General features: G+C 34.1%; 15 protein-coding genes. 5 read left to right on the forward strand and 10 right to left on the reverse strand.

Features of this window, described 5'->3' with window-relative positions:
• Position 1: 1 nt before the first annotated feature.
• The 7 genes from AC0UBM_RS06300 to purN form a co-directional block, all read right to left on the reverse strand.
• Positions 2-2,950: an amidohydrolase family protein gene (locus AC0UBM_RS06300; protein WP_475688080.1), complete on the reverse strand. Its 2,949-nt coding sequence runs from the start codon at positions 2,948-2,950 to the stop codon at positions 2-4.
• Between the two features lie 621 nt (positions 2,951-3,571).
• Positions 3,572-4,177 (reverse strand): hypothetical protein, encoded by a 606-nt coding sequence (locus AC0UBM_RS06305; protein WP_475688081.1) that lies wholly within the window; start codon positions 4,175-4,177, stop codon positions 3,572-3,574.
• A gap of 410 nt (positions 4,178-4,587) precedes the next feature.
• A complete protein-coding gene (locus AC0UBM_RS06310) occupies positions 4,588-5,193 on the reverse strand; it encodes a hypothetical protein (RefSeq protein ID WP_475688082.1) in 606 nt (201 codons plus the stop codon).
• Between the two features lie 578 nt (positions 5,194-5,771).
• A complete protein-coding gene (locus tag AC0UBM_RS06315) occupies positions 5,772-7,667 on the reverse strand; it encodes an amidophosphoribosyltransferase (RefSeq protein ID WP_414035767.1) in 1,896 nt (631 codons plus the stop codon).
• A gap of 54 nt (positions 7,668-7,721) precedes the next feature.
• Entirely contained in the window at positions 7,722-8,648 is a 927-nt protein-coding gene (locus AC0UBM_RS06320; RefSeq protein WP_434037316.1) for a PfkB family carbohydrate kinase, read from the reverse strand.
• Between the two features lie 108 nt (positions 8,649-8,756).
• Positions 8,757-9,392 carry a ribonuclease H1 domain-containing protein gene (locus AC0UBM_RS06325; RefSeq protein ID WP_434037317.1) on the reverse strand — a complete coding sequence of 212 codons (636 nt, stop codon included), beginning with the start codon at positions 9,390-9,392 and terminating at the stop codon, positions 8,757-8,759.
• A 31-nt stretch (positions 9,393-9,423) separates the two neighbouring features.
• Complete coding sequence (purN, locus tag AC0UBM_RS06330; RefSeq protein WP_475688083.1) at positions 9,424-9,987, reverse strand: phosphoribosylglycinamide formyltransferase; 564 nt, start codon at positions 9,985-9,987, stop codon at positions 9,424-9,426.
• Between the two features lie 236 nt (positions 9,988-10,223).
• Here purN and AC0UBM_RS06335 point away from each other — a divergent pair, with 236 nt between their 5' ends.
• From AC0UBM_RS06335 to pyk, 5 genes are all read left to right on the forward strand, one after another.
• Positions 10,224-10,457 carry an acyl carrier protein gene (locus AC0UBM_RS06335; protein WP_054728206.1) on the forward strand — a complete coding sequence of 78 codons (234 nt, stop codon included), beginning with the start codon at positions 10,224-10,226 and terminating at the stop codon, positions 10,455-10,457.
• A gap of 12 nt (positions 10,458-10,469) precedes the next feature.
• The gene (fabF, locus tag AC0UBM_RS06340) at positions 10,470-11,723 is read left to right on the forward strand and encodes a beta-ketoacyl-ACP synthase II (RefSeq protein ID WP_414035763.1); all 1,254 of its coding nucleotides are present in this window, start codon (positions 10,470-10,472) and stop codon (positions 11,721-11,723) included.
• A 6-nt stretch (positions 11,724-11,729) separates the two neighbouring features.
• Positions 11,730-12,470 carry a ribonuclease III gene (gene rnc / locus AC0UBM_RS06345; RefSeq protein WP_414035762.1) on the forward strand — a complete coding sequence of 247 codons (741 nt, stop codon included), beginning with the start codon at positions 11,730-11,732 and terminating at the stop codon, positions 12,468-12,470.
• A gap of 139 nt (positions 12,471-12,609) precedes the next feature.
• On the forward strand, positions 12,610-13,095 hold the full coding sequence (locus AC0UBM_RS06350; protein WP_414035761.1) for an IPExxxVDY family protein: 486 nt from the start codon (positions 12,610-12,612) through the stop codon (positions 13,093-13,095).
• Positions 13,095-14,528: a pyruvate kinase gene (gene pyk / locus AC0UBM_RS06355; RefSeq protein WP_414035760.1), complete on the forward strand. Its 1,434-nt coding sequence runs from the start codon at positions 13,095-13,097 to the stop codon at positions 14,526-14,528. The genes AC0UBM_RS06350 and pyk overlap by 1 nt, the downstream gene beginning before the upstream one ends.
• A 196-nt stretch (positions 14,529-14,724) precedes the next feature.
• Here the strand turns inward: pyk and AC0UBM_RS06360 are convergent, their stop codons facing one another.
• The 3 genes from AC0UBM_RS06360 to dinB form a co-directional block, all read right to left on the reverse strand.
• A complete protein-coding gene (locus tag AC0UBM_RS06360; RefSeq protein WP_434037319.1) occupies positions 14,725-16,098 on the reverse strand; it encodes a hypothetical protein in 1,374 nt (457 codons plus the stop codon).
• Positions 16,099-16,118: 20 nt separating this feature from the next.
• Positions 16,119-18,545, reverse strand: a complete 2,427-nt coding sequence (locus AC0UBM_RS06365) for a TonB-dependent receptor (RefSeq protein ID WP_475688084.1) — start codon at positions 18,543-18,545, stop codon at positions 16,119-16,121.
• A 226-nt stretch (positions 18,546-18,771) separates the two neighbouring features.
• Entirely contained in the window at positions 18,772-19,872 is a 1,101-nt protein-coding gene (gene dinB / locus AC0UBM_RS06370; RefSeq protein WP_475688512.1) for a DNA polymerase IV, read from the reverse strand.
• Positions 19,873-19,914 lie beyond the last annotated feature (42 nt).

The raw sequence follows: 19,914 nt of genomic DNA on the forward strand, positions 1-19,914 counted from the left end.
ATTAAAGTGATTCGCAAGTCATTTCTTCTTTACGCTTTCCAATTGGCTTTTGAGTCTTTTTACCTTTAGATTTATCCTGAAGCATCAAGTCCACTAACTTTGCACGTTCCTTTTTTATATTTTCACGTTGTTGTTTGTCTTTTTCGATATCAAAATAAACGGCACCTTCTATAATTGTTTTTTCGGCTTTCGCATAAATAGACATCGGGTGATCGTTCCAAAGTACTAAATCGGCATCTTTACCTTGTTTTATACTCCCAACTCTCTCGTCTATATGTAATAATTTAGCTGGATTAATCGTTACCATTTTCCAGGCCTCAAGTTCAGACATACCTCCGTATTTTACGGTTTTCCCGGCTTCTTGATTTAAGCGTCTAATCATTTCCGGATCGTCACTATTAATTGCTACAGTTATACCTTGTTGTTGCATAATTGCGGCGTTATAAGGTATGGCATCGTTAACTTCGAATTTATACGACCACCAATCGCTAAAAGTGGCGGCTCCAACTCCGTGCTCTGCCATTTTATCGGCTACTTTGTATCCTTCTAAAATATGTGTGAATGTATTTACCTTAAAGTCGAAACTATCGGCAACCTTCATAAGCATATTAATTTCACTTTGCACATAAGAATGACAGCTAATAAAACGTTCGCCATTAAGAATTTCTAATAACGTTTCCATTTCCTGATCGTAACGATAAGGTTCCCCGCTTTTTTTAACCTCGCCGTATTCTTTCGCACGTTGGAAATAATTTATAAATACTTGTTCTACTCCCATTCGTGTTTGCGGAAATCTATTTGTGCTTCCCCAATTGCTTTGTTTTACATTTTCACCTAAAGCAAATTTTATAAATTTTGGAGAGTTATCGTATATCATATTATCCGCAGTCTCTCCCCATTTTAATTTTAATATGGCAGAGCGACCTCCAATTGGATTTGCAGAACCGTGAAGTAATTGTAGTGAAGTTACGCCTCCACCAAGAGCGTAATAGATACTAATGTCGTCCGGATCTACAACATCTTCCATCGTAACTTCGGCAGAAGAATTATGTCCAGACTCGTTTATAGATAATGCGGCAATATGGCTGTGTTCATCTATAATACCAGCAGTTAAGTGTTTGCCGGTTGCATCTATAACTTTTGCTTTTCCAGAAGAAAGATCTTTCCCTATTTTGGCAATTTTACCATCTTTAATTAAAACATCTGTATTCGTTAAAATACCTTGGTCTTCACTAGTCCATACCGTAGCATTTTTAAATAGTAAAGTTTCTTGTTTTGGAAGTGTTGCATTTCCATATCCAAGATTTGGATAGGTGATAGGGGTAAATGCTGTAGGTTCTTCGCTTTCGTCTTGGTTTTCTTTAACAGTAAATGCAGCAGTTTGTTTAGCATTGAAAGGAGTTGTTCCATCTGCGGTAACCACTTTCCCGCTAAATGATGTTGGGTTAGATGAAATTAAACTGGTAAATCTATAGCTTTCTGAAGACGCATCTGAAAAAGACATTGTTAGCCAGTTGTTTTCAAAATTAAATTTAGACTTTAACGTTGTAGAGTCTTGTTTTATAGTCGCCTTAGGACTATCGGCAGAACCGCTAACTGTTAGGTGGAAGACTTTAGAATTGGCAGTAATGCTGTATTCTCCTCTAATGTCTGTGGTGTTAGCTTGGGTGATTAGGTTCTTTTTTCCTTGTACCCAGTTTTCGTATAAAATGGTTTCTTTATCAAAATAATCGCCAGAGGTAATTATAAAATTAGCTTCCATACCTTTTTGTAAGGCTCCAATTCTGTTGGTTTGTCCTAATATTTGGGCAGGTATAGTGGTTAAGGCTTCCAAAGCTTTAGTTTTAGAAAGTCCGCGATCTACAGCTTCAATAAGTTTGGCTTTAAAGGTTTTGGTCTCCTTTAAATCGTTTAGCGTAAAAGAAAATGATATGCCATTATCTGCTAATATTTTTGGGTTAGACGGTGCCTGATTCCAATAGCGCATATCTGATAAAGACACTTTTGATTCGCTAAACGGATCTGAAACATCGTAGGCATCTGGGAAATTTAATGGTAAAATTAATTTAGCGTTAGTGGCTTTTATGGCTGAAACCATTTCATATTCGTCTCCACCTCCAAGAATGGTGTATTGAATACCAAATGCATCTCCAATCTTATCGGCTCTAACAATATTGCTTTTATTTCCACCTTCAAAGATCTGAACAAGGTTTTTATTGTTGTTTAATGCTTCTAGTGAACGGTCTATGTTGTTAATGTTTCCTTTGGCATACCAATCTGCATCGTGATAAAATTGTCTTAATAATGCTGTTGCTCCCATTAATGATGTTGGGTAAGACTGACTCTTCACACTACTTTTCTTGAATGAAAAATATTGCGCAGAGCGGTCGTTAAGGATACGGTCGGCATTAGTTCCATTTTCATTTAGAGCGACTAAAACACCTGTACCACGTGCTATACCATCTTGCAAATGTGTATTTACAACTCCAAATCCAACGGTAAGCAATTCTTTTGCTTTTTTGTTGTCAAATTGAAAGGTTTCAACGGCATCTGTTTCTGGCATAATATGGTCGTTCCAGTAGAAACCATCTCTTGTGGCATCGTATTGTGCAGATCTGCCACGACCTCCTGTTCTGCTAGGTATTGCAACACCAAAGTCTGAATAGACATCTATAAAGGAAGGATAGATAGTTTTGTTTTTGGCATCAATAATAACGGTGTTTTTAGGAAGTGCTAGGCCTGCTTTTGCGGACACAACCTTACCATCTTTAATTAATAAAGTTCCAGATTCTATAACTGTTGTAGGCGTTACGTAAATTTTAGCATTTATAAAAGCTGTGTAATTGTGATTGTTGGATTTAACACCTTTACTTTCGGGGAAGTAATCTTGTGCATTTACAAGGTTACTAAAGGTAATTAAGAGTAATGCAAATAGTAATTTTTGTCTCATTTAAAAATCATTTAAGTTTAGTGTAGTTAGGAGTTTTCGGTGTTGTTAATACCGAAAGTGATTACATTAAATATAAAGAGAAGATTAGTAAAAATTCCCTTTATATAGTGGCTTAAAGGTATAATTAATCTAATTTAAATGTATTTGATAATTAATTTTATTTGTCAATTTTTAAATGGATTTGGCATTAAAAAGCGGGTTTAAATTAAAATTTATTATTTAAGGCGTTAGATGCCGATTAAATCTGAAGAAAGAATGGAATACAATTAAATCTGTAAGTTCAGCTTAAGATAAAGATATTTGGATAAGCGGTAAGCAAACAGTTGCATGGTTTGTTATGGATTGTAGGACAAACATGTGTTTTTAAAACAAGAAAAGGGTGGAAATAAATTTCCACCCTCATCACTAAACTAAATTTAAATAGTTATTGCTATTAACCTATTAAAACTTAGGTTTTGAAATGCCCGATATGGATTGATCCATGGGCATTTATAAATATTTTTTAATTGTAGTACTAATATGTATTAAACTTTAGGGTATAAAAAAAGAGTGGAATAACCAGTTCCACTCTTACAAACAAACTAACTAAATTTAATAGTATAACTTACTATCTATTAAAAACTAGATTTTAAAGTGCTCAACGTAGCTTTGTCCGTCGGCATTTATAATAACTTTATAACTTCCTTCTGGCATATCAGATAAACGGTATGCGCGTTCTATCTTTATAGTGTCTGAAATGTTTTCAGTATGTACCAGTGTGTAACTTCCTGTATCTGCTTTCGAGTAATATATGTTAAACTCTACATTGTCCTTGTTTAACTCTAACTTAGAGAAGTAAATGTGATTGTTTCTTAAACTCACGAAAGGCTTATATACTTTTTTCTCGTTTTTCTTATCGAATGTAGCTGTACCAGAATGCACGGTAAAAGGGATATGTGTTGTGTATATTTCCTTTTCATGTTCGAAGTGATAAACTCCGTTTGGTAATTCAGTAATATCAAACTTATTATTGAATGCTCCAGATTTTGCTAAAACAGTGTTGAAAAGTAAAACACCTTTTTCATCTTTAATTGATAACTTCTGACCCGCTTTTACATCGGTTAATGTTAATACAATTTCTACTTTATCTTTATCATCCTTATCAGAAGAAGAGATACCAATATGTGTAGATGCAAAACTTGAAGTAAATGCTAGAAGACAGATTGTAAGTGTTATTATATTTTTCATAAGTGTTTTTCTAAACGATTAACACTGCAAAGATATGTGGCTTATATGTACTAGAGAACAACAATATTGGCAGTTTTATATGCTATTTTACCCGTTAGATTAATGTAAAATTTCGGCTAGGTTAATTGAGCATATAATTGGGTTAATCATGTGTATATTCTGGTGTTCTTGCAAAGTATACCAGATGTACGTTGTTTATTAAATGATATGGTTAATAATAAATAGTGTCTTGGTATGTCGCATAACTTAATACAAGATTAAGGCTTTCTCTTATATATAATAAATGAGAAGATTGTGCAATCAGTCCTTCTTAGGAAACTTTAGGGCATAAAAAAAGAGTGGAATAACCAGTTCCACTCTTACAAACAAACTAACTAAATTTAATAGTATAACTTACTATCTATTAAAAACTAGATTTTGAAGTGCTCAACGTAGCTTTGTCCGTTGGCATTTATAACAATTTTATATTCTCCTTTTTTGTTTTCAGATAAGCGGTATGCGCGTTCTATTTTTATAGTATCCGAAATTTTTTCAGTATGTAATAATGTGTAGTCACCTGTATTTGCTTCTAAATAATAGATGTTAAATTCTACACTGTCTTTATTTAACTCTAATTTAGAGAAATAAATGTTGTTGTCTTTTAGGCTTACAAAAGGCTTGTATACTTTTGTTTCGTTTTTTGTGTCGAATTTAGCTTCACCAGAACTCACAGTAAAAGGAATGTGAGATGTGTAAACGTCTTTTTCAAGTTCGAAGTGGTAGTTTCCGTTTGGTAAATTGGTAATATCAAATTTGTTATTGAAATTTCCTGATTTTACCAATATTGTATTAAAAAGTAATACACCGTCTTCATCTTTAATTGATAGTTTCTGACCAGCTTTTACATCGTTTAATGATAATGTAATTTCTATTTTATCTTTATCGTCTGCTTTAGAAAAAGCGTTGTTAGTATAAGTCGATGCAAAACTTGATGTAAGTGCTAAAAAGCAAATGGCAAATGTTATTATATTTTTCATGAGTGTCTTTCTTAATGATTAACACTGCAAATATATGCGCGTTCTAACTACTAGAAAACATCGATATTGGCAGTTTTGTGTGCTATTTTAACTGTTAAATTAATGTAAATACGCTCTTGGGGTAATTTAGCATAGGTTTGGGTTAATCGCGTATATAATAGGCGTCTTTTGGTGTAGATTCTTAAAAAAGGCCTGTTTAAAATATGTGCTTTTTTAATAATGGACTAAAGTGATAAGAGACTAAAAGGAATTCTGCTCTCTAAAATAATATGTCTATTAAATAGGAGTAAAACCTTGTACTTATATAATGATTAATTATTTGAAAACATGTTGAGGTTGCAGATTAGGGTAAAGTGTGCTGTTGAGGTTTTTGTTGAAGGTCTTGCGATTTTAAAAATTGTGCATAAAAAAAGGGAGAACGTTAGTTCTCCCTTTTTTGCCCCAAATCTACCATGAACTTAACCTACTTATGTTATGGTTCAGCCAAATTAGAGTATTTCTATAGTATCAAATAATCTTTTAGATTAAGTGCTTTAATATTAGATAAAGCGATGTGCTATTAGCGCTTTACTTTAGAATTAATAAGCACGCTGATTATTACCTTCGAAAAAGTTAATAAATGCTCTGTTTACTACACGATTTCCTCCAGGTGTTGGATAATTTCCTGTAAAGTACCAGTCACCTAAATTCTTAGGACACGCTTTATTTAAATTTTCTACACTTTGAAAAATAGTATGTACTTCTGCATTAATCGTATCATCCGAAATTAGCACTGCTATTTTTTCCGAAATCTCATCATCTGTAAATTGGTCGTATAATTCTTTTACAAAATTCTGAATTTTAGTGTCTTTTAAATCTACCTGAGCTTTACACTTATTGTAAACTTCTTCAACTAAATGATATTTATTATTATCCTTAAGTAAGCTTAACATGGCTCTAAAAGCAACTAGGCCTTCAAGGTTTGCCATATCTATACCGTAACAATCTGGATAGCGAATTTGTGGTGCAGACGATACAACTACTATGCGTTTAGGGTGTAAACGGTCTAGCATTCTAATAATACTTTTCTTAAGCGTTGTACCACGAACAATACTATCGTCTATAATTACTATATTATCGGTGTTTTTAATCACGCCATAAGTTACATCGTAAACGTGCTCTACTAAATCGTCACGACTACTATCTTCTGTAATAAACGTACGAAGTTTAGCATCTTTAATGGCGATTTTTTCAATTCTTGGACGTTCTTTTAAAATGTCGGTAACTTGCTCTTCAGACAGATCTTTACCTTCAATTATAGCTTTGGTCTTTCTTTTATTTAAATAATCTTCAACAGATTCTATCATTCCGAAAAATGATGATTCTGCAGTGTTAGGAATATAAGAGAAAACAGAATTTTTAGTGTCGTAATTAATTGTTTCAAGAACTTTAGGCATTAATAATTTACCTAATGTTTTACGTTCTTGATAGATTTCGGCATCACTTCCTCTAGAGAAATAAATACGTTCGAAAGAACATGCTTTACGCTCTGTAGGTTCTAAAATCTTTTCAATTTTAACTTTTCCAGATTTTTTTGTGATGATAGCATGACCAGGATCCAATTCTTTAACCTTATCAAAATCTACATTAAAAACGGTTTGAATTACTGGGCGCTCTGAAGCCACTACAACAACTTCGTCGTCTTGGTAATAATACGCTGGCCTAATTCCTGCAGGATCTCTTAAAACAAAAGAATCTCCGTGACCTAACATTCCGGCCATGGCATAACCACCATCGAAATTTTTAGCGGCTCTTTTTAATATTTTACCAACATTTAAGCGTTCTGCAATTATTGGCGAACATTCGGTTTTAGATAAACCTTCTGCTTTTAATTGTTTGTATTTTTTTGCAACAGCATCGTCTAAGAAATGACCGATTTTCTCCATTATAGTAATGGTATCTGCTTTTTCTTTTGGATGTTGTCCGATACGAATTAAATTATCGAATAACTCGGTAACATTGGTCATGTTAAAGTTACCAGCAAGAATTAAATTCCTGTGCATCCAGTTGTTTTGTCTTAAAAACGGGTGTACACTTTCTACGCTATTTTTCCCAAAAGTTCCGTAACGTACATGTCCTAAAAGCACTTCTCCTATATAAGGGATATGTCTTTTTTGTAGAGCCACATCGTTATTGTACTCTGGATTCTCTATTAACTCTTGATTTATCCTTTCGTTAATTTGGGCGAATATATCTTGAATAGGTTGTTGAGCATTAGATCGTACCCTGCTAATGTAGCGTTCACCTGGTTGAGTGTCTAATTTAATACTTGCAAAACCAGCACCATCTTGACCACGATTGTGTTGTTTTTCCATCATTAAATACATTTTATTTACACCGTAAAATGCAGTACCATATTTCTCTTTATAGTATTCTAATGGTTTTAAAAGTCTTATAAGTGCTATACCGCACTCATGTTTTAAAGCATCGCTCATTGTATATATAATAAAATTAATTAAAAAACGCGCTATTTTATAAGCGCGTGTTTTTTATGATAAATCTATATTGAATGTTGTTAACTCCTTAAATTGTTGCAGTCGAGTGTTTAACTCTTCTGTCTTGACCTTTTGCAAACGCTCAGTTCCGAATTTTTCGACGCAGAAGGATGCTAAGGCAGAACCATAAATAATGGCGGTTTTCATATTTTCGAAGGTGTATTCTCCAGAGTTTGCTAAGAATCCAGCAAATCCGCCTGCAAAAGTATCTCCAGCTCCTGTCGGATCAAATACACTTTTTAATGGTAATGCAGGGGCAGAGAAAATTTCGTCTTTATGAAACAATAAAGCACCGTGTTCTCCTTTTTTAATAACCACATATTGTGGTCCTAATTCAAAGATTTTTTGTGCGGCATTAACTAAAGAATACTCTCCCGTTAATTGTCTTGCTTCTTCATCGTTAATGGTAAGAACATCTATTCTTGCAATTACTTTATGTAAATCTTCAAGAGCATTGTCCATCCAAAAATCCATAGTATCTAGGATTGCTAACTTGGGCTTAGTCGTCATTTGGTCTAAAACACCAAGTTGTACTAAGGGATGTAAGTTTCCTAACATAACCACTTCAGCATTTTTATAGGCTTCAGGGACAACAGGATTAAAATCGGCTAATACATTTAGTTCTGTAACTAAAGTATCTCTAGAATTCATGTCGTAATGGTAACGGCCACTCCAAAAGAATGTTTTTCCGTCTTTTACGATTTCTAAACCAGAGATGTCGATGTTTCTATTAGATAATAATTCTAGATAGTCTTGCGGGAAATCATTTCCTACTACAGAAACGACAGCACTGTCTAAATTAAACTGCGAAGCAGATAACCCGATGTAAGTGGCCGCGCCACCAAGAATTTTGTCAGTTTTTCCGAATGGGGTTTCAATAGCATCAAAAGCTACAGTCCCAACGATTACTAATTGGCTCATAAGGAGGTGTCAAATTTTTTGGCAAATATAGCCTTTATGTATGAATAGCGGTAATATAATCTTCTTAAAATAAAACCAAATTATATTCTAGTAATGAGGTTGTTATATTTATTTTCTACCAAAATCCGCAGGAATTTCTCCCCAGGCTTTAGTTTCCCATTTTACTATTGTTGTTACGTAGTCGTTATTTTTTAGCCAACTTACAGCGCGATCTATTAAATCGAACACATCTTTATTCTTGTCGGTGCGCTCTAACTTGGTATTGCATTTTTTTTTCTTAACCCAGCTCATGGCTGTTCTAGAATCGGTGTATATTAATAGGTTACTGTTGTTTTTTTTAAGTAAAGCCAAACCGTGCACTATCGCTAAAAACTCGCCAATATTATTAGTACCTTGTTTAAAAGGACCTTGTATAAAAAGTTGCTTTTTAGATTTTGTGTCTACCCCACGGTATTCCATAATACCAGGATTACCACTGGAAGCGGCATCTACGGCAATAGAGTTGTAATTGGGTTGACCTATTTTTTTTAGTTGTTCTGAAGTCAATCCGCTTGTAAACGATTTATTGCCAATAAAATCTTTGGGATTACTATTTAGTGCATGTTTTGCTGCTGCTAAAGTTGGAAAAGATTTGTAAACAGCACTTGGGTAATCTTTAGTTTGCGCTTTACACGCATTCCAAGTGTCGTAAACCCCAGGTTTGTGCCCTTTCCAAACGGTATAATATTTCTTTTTTTTTGACATTTAGCTTAACTAAAAAATGTGTTTCTGTATTTTACTTTAATAATTGCTCTACAACTAGCGGAAAATGTTTCATTTCTAGCTCATGAATTTTGCTGGCAACATCTGTAGCAGTATCTGTATTTAATACAGGGCAAGTGGCTTGAAAGATGGTTGCACCTTCATCGTAATTTTCATTTACATAATGAATCGTAATTCCTGTTTCGGCTTCTTTATTGGCTACTACAGCTTCGTGCACATGCATTCCGTACATGCCTTTTCCTCCAAATTTAGGTAGCAGGGCGGGATGTACGTTTATTACCTTATTAGGGTAAGCATTTAGAATAACTTCGGGGAATTTCCATAAAAAACCAGCTAAAACAATAAGATCCGGCTTTGCACTATGTAATAGGTTTAAAACGTCGTCTGTTTTAGTGAAAGCCATCCGATTAAAGGATAATGCGCTCACATTTAATTGCTTACATCTGTCTAGGACTTTGGCATGAGGATTGTTGGTAAGAACAAGTGTAACTGAAGCTTCAGATTTTGAATTAAAATATTTTATTAAGTTTTCAGCATTCGATCCTGATCCAGAAGCGAAAATTACAATACGTTTCATGTGTTATAGTTTTTGTTTTAAAAGTATTAGAATCCTTGTAAACACTGATGGTTACTCCTTGAAAAGGCACTCCTGTTTATTTACAATATCAGGAGTAAATTAAAATACTTTTGTGCAAAATTAAATTACTTCAGTTTAAATTTGTTAATTTACATTCACTATTTTCAAACTAAAAGCGTGTTTTAAAATAAAGTTTTTTATTTTTGCACCTTATTTAAAACTTAAAATTAAAGATTATGTCAGACATTGCATCAAGAGTAAAAGCGATTATCGTAGACAAATTAGGTGTTGATGAAAACGAAGTTGTAACTGAAGCTAGCTTCACAAACGACCTAGGAGCAGATTCATTAGACACTGTAGAATTAATTATGGAATTCGAAAAAGAATTCGATATTCAAATTCCAGATGATCAAGCAGAAAACATTGCAACAGTTGGTCAAGCTATTACTTATATAGAAGCTGCAAAATAAGGAGAGATTTTTATGGAACTAAAGCGAGTAGTTGTTACAGGTTTAGGAGCGCTAACTCCGATTGGAAATACCAAGGATGAATATTGGGATGCTCTAATTAGCGGGAAAAGTGGGGCTGGGCCTATAACTTATTTTGATGCTGAAAAGTTCAAAACTAAGTTCGCTTGCGAATTAAAAAACTTTAATCCTACCGATTTTCTTGACAGAAAAGAGGCTCGTAAGATGGATAGATTTACTCAGTACGCTATGGTAGCTTCAGACGAAGCTATCTTAGATGCTAAGTTAGATTTAAATGTCGTTAATAAATTACGAGTAGGTGTAATTTGGGGAGCTGGAATTGGTGGTTTAGAAACATTCCAAAACGAAGTTTTAAACTTTGCCGCAGGCGATGGTTCACCGCGATTCAACCCATTTTTTATACCTAAAATGATTGCTGATATAGCACCAGGTAACATTTCTATTAAACATGGATTTATGGGACCTAACTATACAACAGTTTCGGCTTGTGCTTCTTCTGCAAATGCAATGATAGACGCTCTAAACTATATCCGTTTAGGTCAATGCGATGTTATTGTTACAGGAGGTAGTGAAGCTGCTGTTACTATTGCAGGAATGGGTGGTTTTAATGCTATGCACGCCTTATCTACTAGAAATGAAAGTCCAGAAACAGCATCTAGACCTTTTGACGCTACCAGAGATGGTTTTGTGTTAGGAGAAGGTGCAGGGGCAATTATTCTTGAAGAATATGAGCATGCAAAAGCAAGAGGCGCTAAAATTTATGCAGAAGTAATGGGTGGAGGAATGTCATCAGATGCATATCATATGACGGCTCCACATCCGGAAGGTATAGGCGTTATAGCTGTAATGAGAAATTGTTTAGAAAATGCAGGTTTAAAACCAGAAGATGTAGACCATATTAATACACATGGAACTTCTACACCACTTGGGGACGTGGCCGAATTAAAAGCGATTTCTGAAGTTTTTGGTGAACATGCTAAAAACATCAACATCAATTCAACAAAATCTATGACAGGTCACTTGTTAGGTGCGGCCGGTGCTGTAGAGTCTATTGCTGCTATTTTAGCAATGGAATATGGTATTGTTCCTCCAACAATTAATCACGAAGTGGTAGATGAAAGAATTGACCCAGAATTAAACTTAACACTTAACAAAGCCCAAAAACGCGATGTTAAAGTAGTTATGAGTAATACCTTTGGATTTGGCGGTCACAACGCTTGTGTATTATTCAGAAAATTAGAAGACTAAAATCGAATGAAATACATTCGTAACATATTAAATTCCCGTTTTAAAAATAACGGGAATTTTTTTGTTTCTCTTACCAAAATTTTAGGGTTCAGACCTAAAAACGAAAGTATCTACCGGACGGCATTTACCCATCGCTCTATGAATATTAGAGACAAAAAGGGAAACGCTATTAACTACGAACGACTAGAGTTTTTAGGAGATGCCATGTTGGGTTCTGTAATTGCGTCTCACTTATATAAAGAAGCGCCTGCAGGAGACGAAGGGTATCTAACTAAAATGCGTTCTAAGATTGTTAGCCGAGAACACTTAAACGAATTAGGTCGCGATTTACAGTTAATAGACTTAATTGAAAGTAAAATACCTAAAGGTCAGTTTGGAGACAATATTCACGGAAATTTATTCGAAGCTTTAGTTGGTGCTATTTATTTGGATGGAGGCTTTAAATACTGCGAGAAATTTATTTACAAACGCATTATTGATCCTTTTGTAGATATAAGCAAGTTAGAAGGTAAAGTAATTAGCTACAAAAGTTTACTTATCGAGTGGTGCCAGAAAGAAAAGAAAACATTCGAATATAATGTGTACGACGATACAGGTATTGATCAGGTTAGACATTTTGCTGTAAAATTAGCTATCGATAAAAAAATTGTGGCTAAAGCACGCGCAACTTCTAAAAAGAAAGCCGAAGAAAAAGCTTCTAAGCGTGCATTTTTTGTGTTTCAAAACGAAATTTCAAAAAACCACTAATTTCATGTCATTTAGCCAAATTTTTTGTGAAATTTAAGGCAAACTAAAACGATTTCGTAAAAATATAACAATAAGTTAAGCCTAAAGTTAATTTATTAATGTTTATAAATGTTATCTTTACATACATAACGTAACGATTATGGCCATTCATAAACTTAATCTTGAGGACTTTCTAGAAGACGTCGATTATATTTTAATTGCCATACATAGTAGGTTAGAAGATTATAGATTAGCATATTATTTAAATAGCAATCTAAAATTAAACTTAGAAAGAAGAGCTCAAGATATTGATTACAAATATTTTTCGGCTTCTTACCCCATTTTCGAATGGAAGGACAATGCAAATTTAATTACATATAATTTGGTGTCTAATATTTGTAAACGCGAAGAAGATAGCTTACAAAGCTCAGGTTCTCTGTTTGCAAATGAAGAAAAAATTATAAAGTCTTATAACTTAGTTCCTGAGTTAAAAAATGTAGATTATTTAATGAAGATTACAAAGGAAGACTTACAAATAAGTGAACAATTAATAGTAAATAAAATCCAACAAATACCAGAAGTTATAACAACTTACATGGTAGATGTGGATCAGTTAAAATCGAAAGACAATTTAATTTTTAATTAATGTTGAAAAGAAAGAAGACCAAAATAGTGGCCACCCTAGGGCCAGCGACGAGTACGAAGGAAGTTTTAAAAGGGATGTTAGACGAAGGAGCTGACGTGTTTAGAATTAATTTTTCTCATGCTGATTATGCAGATGTCGCAGAACGTGTTAAAATGATTCGTGAGTTAAATGATGAATTCGGTTACAATGCTGCGATCTTAGGTGATTTACAAGGTCCAAAGCTTCGTGTAGGTGTAATGAAAGAGGAAGTTTTTGTAAACCCTGGAGACGAGATAATCTTTGCTACTGGCGAAAGATTTGAAGGTACAAAGGAACGTGTTTACATGACCTACAAACAATTCCCACAAGATGCTAAAGCAGGTGAACGTATTCTTCTTGACGACGGAAAATTAATTTTTGAAGTTGTATCTACTAACGAGGTAGACGAAGTTACTGCAAGAGTTATTCAAGGAGGTCCGTTAAAATCTAAAAAAGGTGTTAACCTTCCTAATACTAATATCTCGCAACCCGCACTTACCGAAAAAGATATCGAAGATGCTATTTTTGCATGTTCTTTAAAAGTAGATTGGATGGCATTATCTTTTGTGCGTCATGCCGAAGATTTAATGCAATTACAAGAACTGATTAAAGAACACAGTGAAGAAAAAATTCCAATAATTGCTAAAATTGAAAAACCAGAAGCGGTAGAAAATATCGATAAAATCGTGGCATATTGCGATGGTTTAATGGTAGCTCGTGGTGATTTAGGAGTTGAAATTCCTGCAGAGGAAGTACCATTAATTCAGAAGCAATTAGTACTATGTGCTAAAAAAGCAAGAATACCGGTTATTATTGCAACGCAAATGATGGAAACTATGATAGATAGTTTAACACCAACGCGTGCCGAAGTAAACGATGTTGCCAACTCTGTAATGGATGGTGCAGATGCTGTTATGCTTTCTGGAGAAACTTCTGTTGGGCAATACCCAATTCAGGTTATTAAACAAATGTCGAATATTATTAAAAGTGTAGAAGATTCACCACTTATTAAAGTGCCACAATCTCCGCCACATATTCGTACAAAACGTTATATTACAAAATCTATATGTTTCCACGCCGCAAACATGGCAAACGAAATTAACGCACAAGCTATATCTACACTAACAAATAGTGGATATACAGCGTTCCAAATTTCAGCATGGAGACCTTCAGCTCATATTCTAGTATTTACATCTAACAGACGTATTTTAACGCAACTTAATTTATTATGGGGTGTGAAAGCGTTTTACTACGATAAATTTGTTAGTACAGACGAAACAATTGAAGATGTAAATAAATTAGCTTGCGAAAAAGGATATTTAGAAGAAGGTAATATGTTAATTAGTTTAGCAGCGATGCCTATTCAAGATAAAGGAATGGTGAATACATTACGTGTGTCAGAGATTAAGTTATAATCACTGGATATAGTAGTTTACCTAAATTATATAAAAGCCTCATTAACGTTTGTTAATGGGGCTTTTTTGTGCGTTATAATATAAAGTTTAAGCATAGATAATGCTTTCAAAAGCTCTCTGTTTAAAAATACTATTTAAACAAAAAAGACTGCCTGTTAGGGCAGTCTTTTCTATGTATTATAAATATAGATTAGATCTAGAAAACTCCAATAAAGTGGCTTCCTTCTGCGTTAACTAATTCTGCACCTTTAGTAACTTCACCTGTTTCTGTTTCTACAACGTAAATGTTTCCATTTTCACCAACAGGAGCCTGAGTTAAGTAAATTTCTGTACCGTCAACAACAAAACCTTGGTATTGGAATAAGTAGAAATCTGGATCGTAAGGGATACCTTCAATCTTTTGAGCTGTTTTCGTATTTAAATCGGCAAGAGCAAAAAATCCTTGAGCACCTGCTACACCTTCAGCAGAACCATCATGACGGTAAGCTATAACTGCTTTACCATTAGATGCTGGTCTCCAAGCTAAAATATACGCACCTTGAACTCCTAAAGCATCATCTAAATTAAAGTCGTATGTGTTATCGTATTGGTTATTAGCATCAATTTTTAAGATGTGAGAACCTTCTGGGTCACTTTGATTTGCTTGGTACACACTTCCGTTATATTCGAAAGCATTAATACTACGGTAACCGTTAGTGTTTCCGTGTCCTACTGTAGACGTAATTACTGTTGGATTTTCTAAAGTTGGATAATCTAAAATGATAGTTTTAGAACCTAAAATTTCGTAATCGCTATCGCTTTCAGTCGTTGTAGGGTCTACTTTGCTTAAACGCGCACCAATATATAATTTATCTCCGGCTGCATTTAAAGTAGGCATGTCAATTCTTGAGAAATAATATCCTTTAGCTTCTTCTTCATCACTTAATGGTATCTCAAGTTCTGAAAACTTTATAATCGAAGAGTTTACTAAATCTAAAGTTACTACACCCATTGTTGCCTTTGTACGGATATAAGAATCGTCTGTAACATCGTCTGCGGTACCATTATCGTCTATTTCATTTTCTGTATTTACATAAACAGCGGCTCCTGTTTTGTCTCCGTCAAATAATTTGATCCATCGTGGTGCTGTTCCTACATAAGGAGCAATACTTACTGCTGTACCAGAAGGTGTAAATGTTTGTCCTCCTTCTGCAATATACTTGGTATAATTTCCACCAGTATCTCCAGCATAGCTAATATTAAATATAGTACTACCGTCTTCAGAAGATTGTAATCTAGCAGTTCTATTCGATGGAGCTACAAATCCATTGTCAAAAGGAGATACAGAGACTGTAGGGTCTTTTGCGTCTGTACTAGTAATAGAGTAAATTAATGTACCTCCATTACCGTCTCCTGGCGTTTCACCCATTCTAGCTCCGGCTACGGTTATCCATCTTGTATCTGTACCTGGATCTGTACCGTTACCTGGGTCTGTGTCTCCGTCTGTATCATCACTACTACAAGAACTTATTAGTCCCATGGCTAGCGTTGCTACTATAATTGTTCTGAAATTTAAAAAATTACGTTTCATATTTAAAAAAATATTTAGTATTAAAATTTATTGATTGTATAATTAAGTTTTAAGTAAAATGCACGTCCAGGTTTTTGAACAGATAAGTTATCGTATACCGCTTCGTCGAAAATGTTTTTTATATCGAAACTCATCACAAGTTTTCTGTTTGGGAACGCATAGCTCGCTCCAAAATCTTGTGCTAATTGTTGTGGTACTTTAAAGAAATCGTCTCCAACGACATTAGAACCTAGGGGTGTTAGGTATGAAAATTCATCTGTGAAATACATGGTGTAATACAGATTTAATTGTGATTTTTTCTGAATTAAATCCTTAAACGAATAACGTAGGCTACCATTCATAGTAAAGAATGGTGTGTTAGGGATATCTATTTTTGTTCCACGATCTGTAGTCGTTGTTAAGTCGAAATGTGACACGTTAAAGTTGAATCCGAAATTATTATTGAAAGTATAATCTAATTGTACATCGATTCCTTTAGATTTTGCATTCCCTTGATTAACATATAAAATGGTTTCGTCGTCTACATTTAAAGAGGTTTCAATAGGTAAGCCAATACGATCTGTCATGTCTCTAATGAAAAAATTAGTAGACACACTAAAATCATGTTTTTTAATGGTATAATTTCCGAATCTGAATCCTAAATTATAGTTCTTACTTTTTTCAGGCTGAATGCTTGGATTGGCTACCACATTATCTCCGTCGTTACCAAAAACTTCAGTTTCATCAGGTAAACGAATAGCCTTTTCTGCTGAAGCTAATATTGAAATGTTTGGAATAACTTCATACGACAAAGCAAAACCATAACCGTTATCTTTATTGTTACTTTCTGTAATTTCCTCAACAATTTGCTGATTTCCATTAGAATCGGTTCCTAAATCAGGATCGATGTTAACCGTTTTTTGTTGATAATATTTCCAAAATACATTCGATTTTAATCTGTCATCAAATGCGTTTAATTCGTAGGTTACGGAAACTATATTTTTATTTAAATCTCTAGTACCAACAAATGTGTTTTCTAGAAGCGATTTCATTTCGTCACTGTCTTCTCGGTCTATACCACTGTAAACGTGATTAAGCAAAATTTTGTGGTTATCGTTTATTTCATAAGAAATTCCAGATCTAATCGAGGCTACATTTCTTTTAATTGTTGCTAATGTCGGACCGCCTTCTTGTTGCGATAGCCAAGTATATTTGTATTCGTCTCCTTTATAATCGATAGCTCTTTCGCCCGCCCAACTATACGCCCAAGGCATAGTATCGTTAACCACTCGGTTTCTAGTTCCGTAAACACCATGTACATTTACATCTAAACCTTTGGTAAATAAATCTCTTTTTTGGTAGGTTAAACTTCCAAGTGTAGCATCAGACTCTAAAAACCTGTCTTTATAAGGTGTAATAGTCATAAAAGCACCATGTTGCACTTCTTTATAATCGTCTGATCCTGTTAAACCAATAAAGAATTGATCTGCCCATTTTACATCGGTAAATCCAATTTGAGCCATTCCTCCAACAGATTCGTAGGCGTCATTAAATCGTCTAGCCGTTATTGGTGTTTGTACACCACCTAAACCAGTAACCACAACACTTCTGCCTGAAACTTTATAATCGTTATCCGAACTGTTATAAAAACCAGATGCCTTTACTGTAAAACCAGACTTGTCGAAACGATATAAACCATTAAGGCTTGTCTGTAAGGTATTAAACGAACCGTATGAAATAGACGCGTTTAAATTGTTTTTAGCGCCTTTATGAAGTACAATGTTTATGGCTCCACCCAGTGCATCGTCTGCTAAATACCCAGGAACAACACCTTTAAAAACTTCAATTCGTTTAATCATGGACGGCGGAATACTATTTAAACTAAATGAAGAACCATAAACCGAAATAGGTATACCGTCTATAAAAATACGAACAGCACTTCCGGACAATCCATTTAAGCTGTATTGAACATCTGATCCTAATCCTCCATTTTGGCGGATATTTACACCTGCACTTGTTCTTAGTAATTCGTTAGTTTGAACATTTCTCAAACCAGCCTCTTTTGTTTCTATAACGTTAACAGCAAACCCTTCGTCTTCAATCTTCTCTTTAGTGGTTTTAGATTTTACTAAAATTTCTTCTAAATCTTGGTATTCAGAAAATTTTATAACCGTATTGTGAATGTCTTTAGAAGAATTATGAACGACCTCTATAGTAAGTGAATTGGCATTTAGTGAGTTCATTTGGATATTATAAGTCCCAAATGGAATATTCTTAAAGCTATAGTCACCATCAATACCTGTCGAAGTTTCTTTAGTAAGATTGTTTCCTGTTAAAACTATATGTGCGCCTAATACAGGTTCGTTAGTATCGAAAATAACATTCCCTTTTAAAGTGCCTTGCTGTGCAAAAGCAATACAACTTAATAGTATAAGTAAAATGGTAAGGTGGCCCTTTTTATAGGTCATTAGTCTAAAATTTAAGGCAAAATTAACTTTATTTAGACTTAGTACAAATAAAAATAATAGAATTGAGGATATTTTTAATTCTCCGTATGTTTGGTGTGTTTTTTTAAATTAAAATGATTCTAAATTGCTAATTATGCAATGTAAAGTGGTAATGAATGATAATTGTTAATTTAAAGATATCGCTTTAACTCTAAATGTATGAATTTGAAGGGAATCTGAACACGAATTAGAACCGAAACTGTAATTGCATGCTTATACTTTTGTCTTCGCTTTTTTTACCAAGTTTTTCTGTGTTTAAATTTGAAATCGATATACCTAATAAACGCACAGAATTGGTTAATTCTTCTTGTATAAGTAACGATTTTACAGTGTCCATAATTAAGTCGGCATCACTTATAAAATAATGTAGAGTTTTACTTCTGGTTTGTAATGTAAAATCGCTGTATTTAATTTTTAAGGTTACGGTTTTTCCAGCGACTTTGTTGGTTTTTAACCGTTTCGAAACTTCCTCAGAGATGTGTTTTAATTTTTCTAGCATAAATATTTCACTAGATAAATTTTCGCTAAATGTGCGTTCGGCAGCGAGCGATTTTCTAATCCTGTTAGGTTTAACCTCGCTATTGTGAATACCGCGTACTACGTGATAGTAATAGGAACCAGATTTTCCAAAATGCGATTCTAAATAGTCTATAGATTTTAATTTAAGATCTTTCCCGGTATAAATACCTAGTTGATACATTTTTTCGGCAGTTACCTTTCCAACGCCATAAAATTTTCTAATGTCTAAATCTTCAAGAAACGGTAAAACATCTTCTGGATTTACTGTTTTTTGTCCGTTGGGCTTGTTGTAATCGCTAGCCACTTTAGCTATAAACTTGTTAATTGAGATCCCAGCAGAAGCGGTTAACCCAACTTCTTTTAAAATACGACTCCTAATTTCTTCGGCGATAAGCGAAGCACTTGGATTTCCTTTTTTATTGGTAGTAACATCTAAATAAGCTTCGTCTAAAGATAGAGGCTCAACCAAATCGGTATAGTCGAAAAATATCTTTCTAATCTGCTTAGATATTTCCTTGTAACGATCAAACCGAGGTTTTACAAAAATCAATTCGGGACAATTACGCTTAGCTTGTATGCCACTCATAGCACTTTTTACACCAAAAGTTCTGGCTTCGTAACTTGCAGCGCTAACTACACCACGTTTTTCACTGCCGCCAACGGCAATTGCCTTACCTTTAAGTTCAGGAAAATCCATTTGTTCTACAGATGCGTAAAAGGCATCCATATCGACATGTATTATTTTTCTTATCGGAAAATTTGACTCCATCATTTAGTACAGTAATACTATGGTTTTTTGCAATGTGTTTCG

The organism is Formosa sp. F44 (genome assembly GCF_056238645.1).

Excerpts from the sequence above, each read along its gene's own strand:
- AC0UBM_RS06310 (WP_475688082.1), bottom strand. The coding sequence starts at position 5,193 with ATGAAAAATATAATAACATTTGCCATTTGCTTTTTAGCACTTACATCA.
- pyk (WP_414035760.1), top strand. The coding sequence starts at position 13,095 with ATGTTGAAAAGAAAGAAGACCAAAATAGTGGCCACCCTAGGGCCAGCG.
- AC0UBM_RS06315 (WP_414035767.1), bottom strand. The coding sequence starts at position 7,667 with ATGAGCGATGCTTTAAAACATGAGTGCGGTATAGCACTTATAAGACTT.
- AC0UBM_RS06350 (WP_414035761.1), top strand. The coding sequence starts at position 12,610 with ATGGCCATTCATAAACTTAATCTTGAGGACTTTCTAGAAGACGTCGAT.
- rnc (WP_414035762.1), top strand. The coding sequence starts at position 11,730 with ATGAAATACATTCGTAACATATTAAATTCCCGTTTTAAAAATAACGGG.
- fabF (WP_414035763.1), top strand. The coding sequence starts at position 10,470 with ATGGAACTAAAGCGAGTAGTTGTTACAGGTTTAGGAGCGCTAACTCCG.
- AC0UBM_RS06335 (WP_054728206.1), top strand. The coding sequence starts at position 10,224 with ATGTCAGACATTGCATCAAGAGTAAAAGCGATTATCGTAGACAAATTA.
- AC0UBM_RS06360 (WP_434037319.1), bottom strand. The coding sequence starts at position 16,098 with ATGAAACGTAATTTTTTAAATTTCAGAACAATTATAGTAGCAACGCTA.
- purN (WP_475688083.1), bottom strand. The coding sequence starts at position 9,987 with ATGAAACGTATTGTAATTTTCGCTTCTGGATCAGGATCGAATGCTGAA.
- AC0UBM_RS06365 (WP_475688084.1), bottom strand. The coding sequence starts at position 18,545 with ATGACCTATAAAAAGGGCCACCTTACCATTTTACTTATACTATTAAGT.
- AC0UBM_RS06305 (WP_475688081.1), bottom strand. The coding sequence starts at position 4,177 with ATGAAAAATATAATAACACTTACAATCTGTCTTCTAGCATTTACTTCA.
- AC0UBM_RS06320 (WP_434037316.1), bottom strand. The coding sequence starts at position 8,648 with ATGAGCCAATTAGTAATCGTTGGGACTGTAGCTTTTGATGCTATTGAA.
- AC0UBM_RS06300 (WP_475688080.1), bottom strand. The coding sequence starts at position 2,950 with ATGAGACAAAAATTACTATTTGCATTACTCTTAATTACCTTTAGTAAC.
- AC0UBM_RS06325 (WP_434037317.1), bottom strand. The coding sequence starts at position 9,392 with ATGTCAAAAAAAAAGAAATATTATACCGTTTGGAAAGGGCACAAACCT.
- dinB (WP_475688512.1), bottom strand. The coding sequence starts at position 19,872 with ATGGAGTCAAATTTTCCGATAAGAAAAATAATACATGTCGATATGGAT.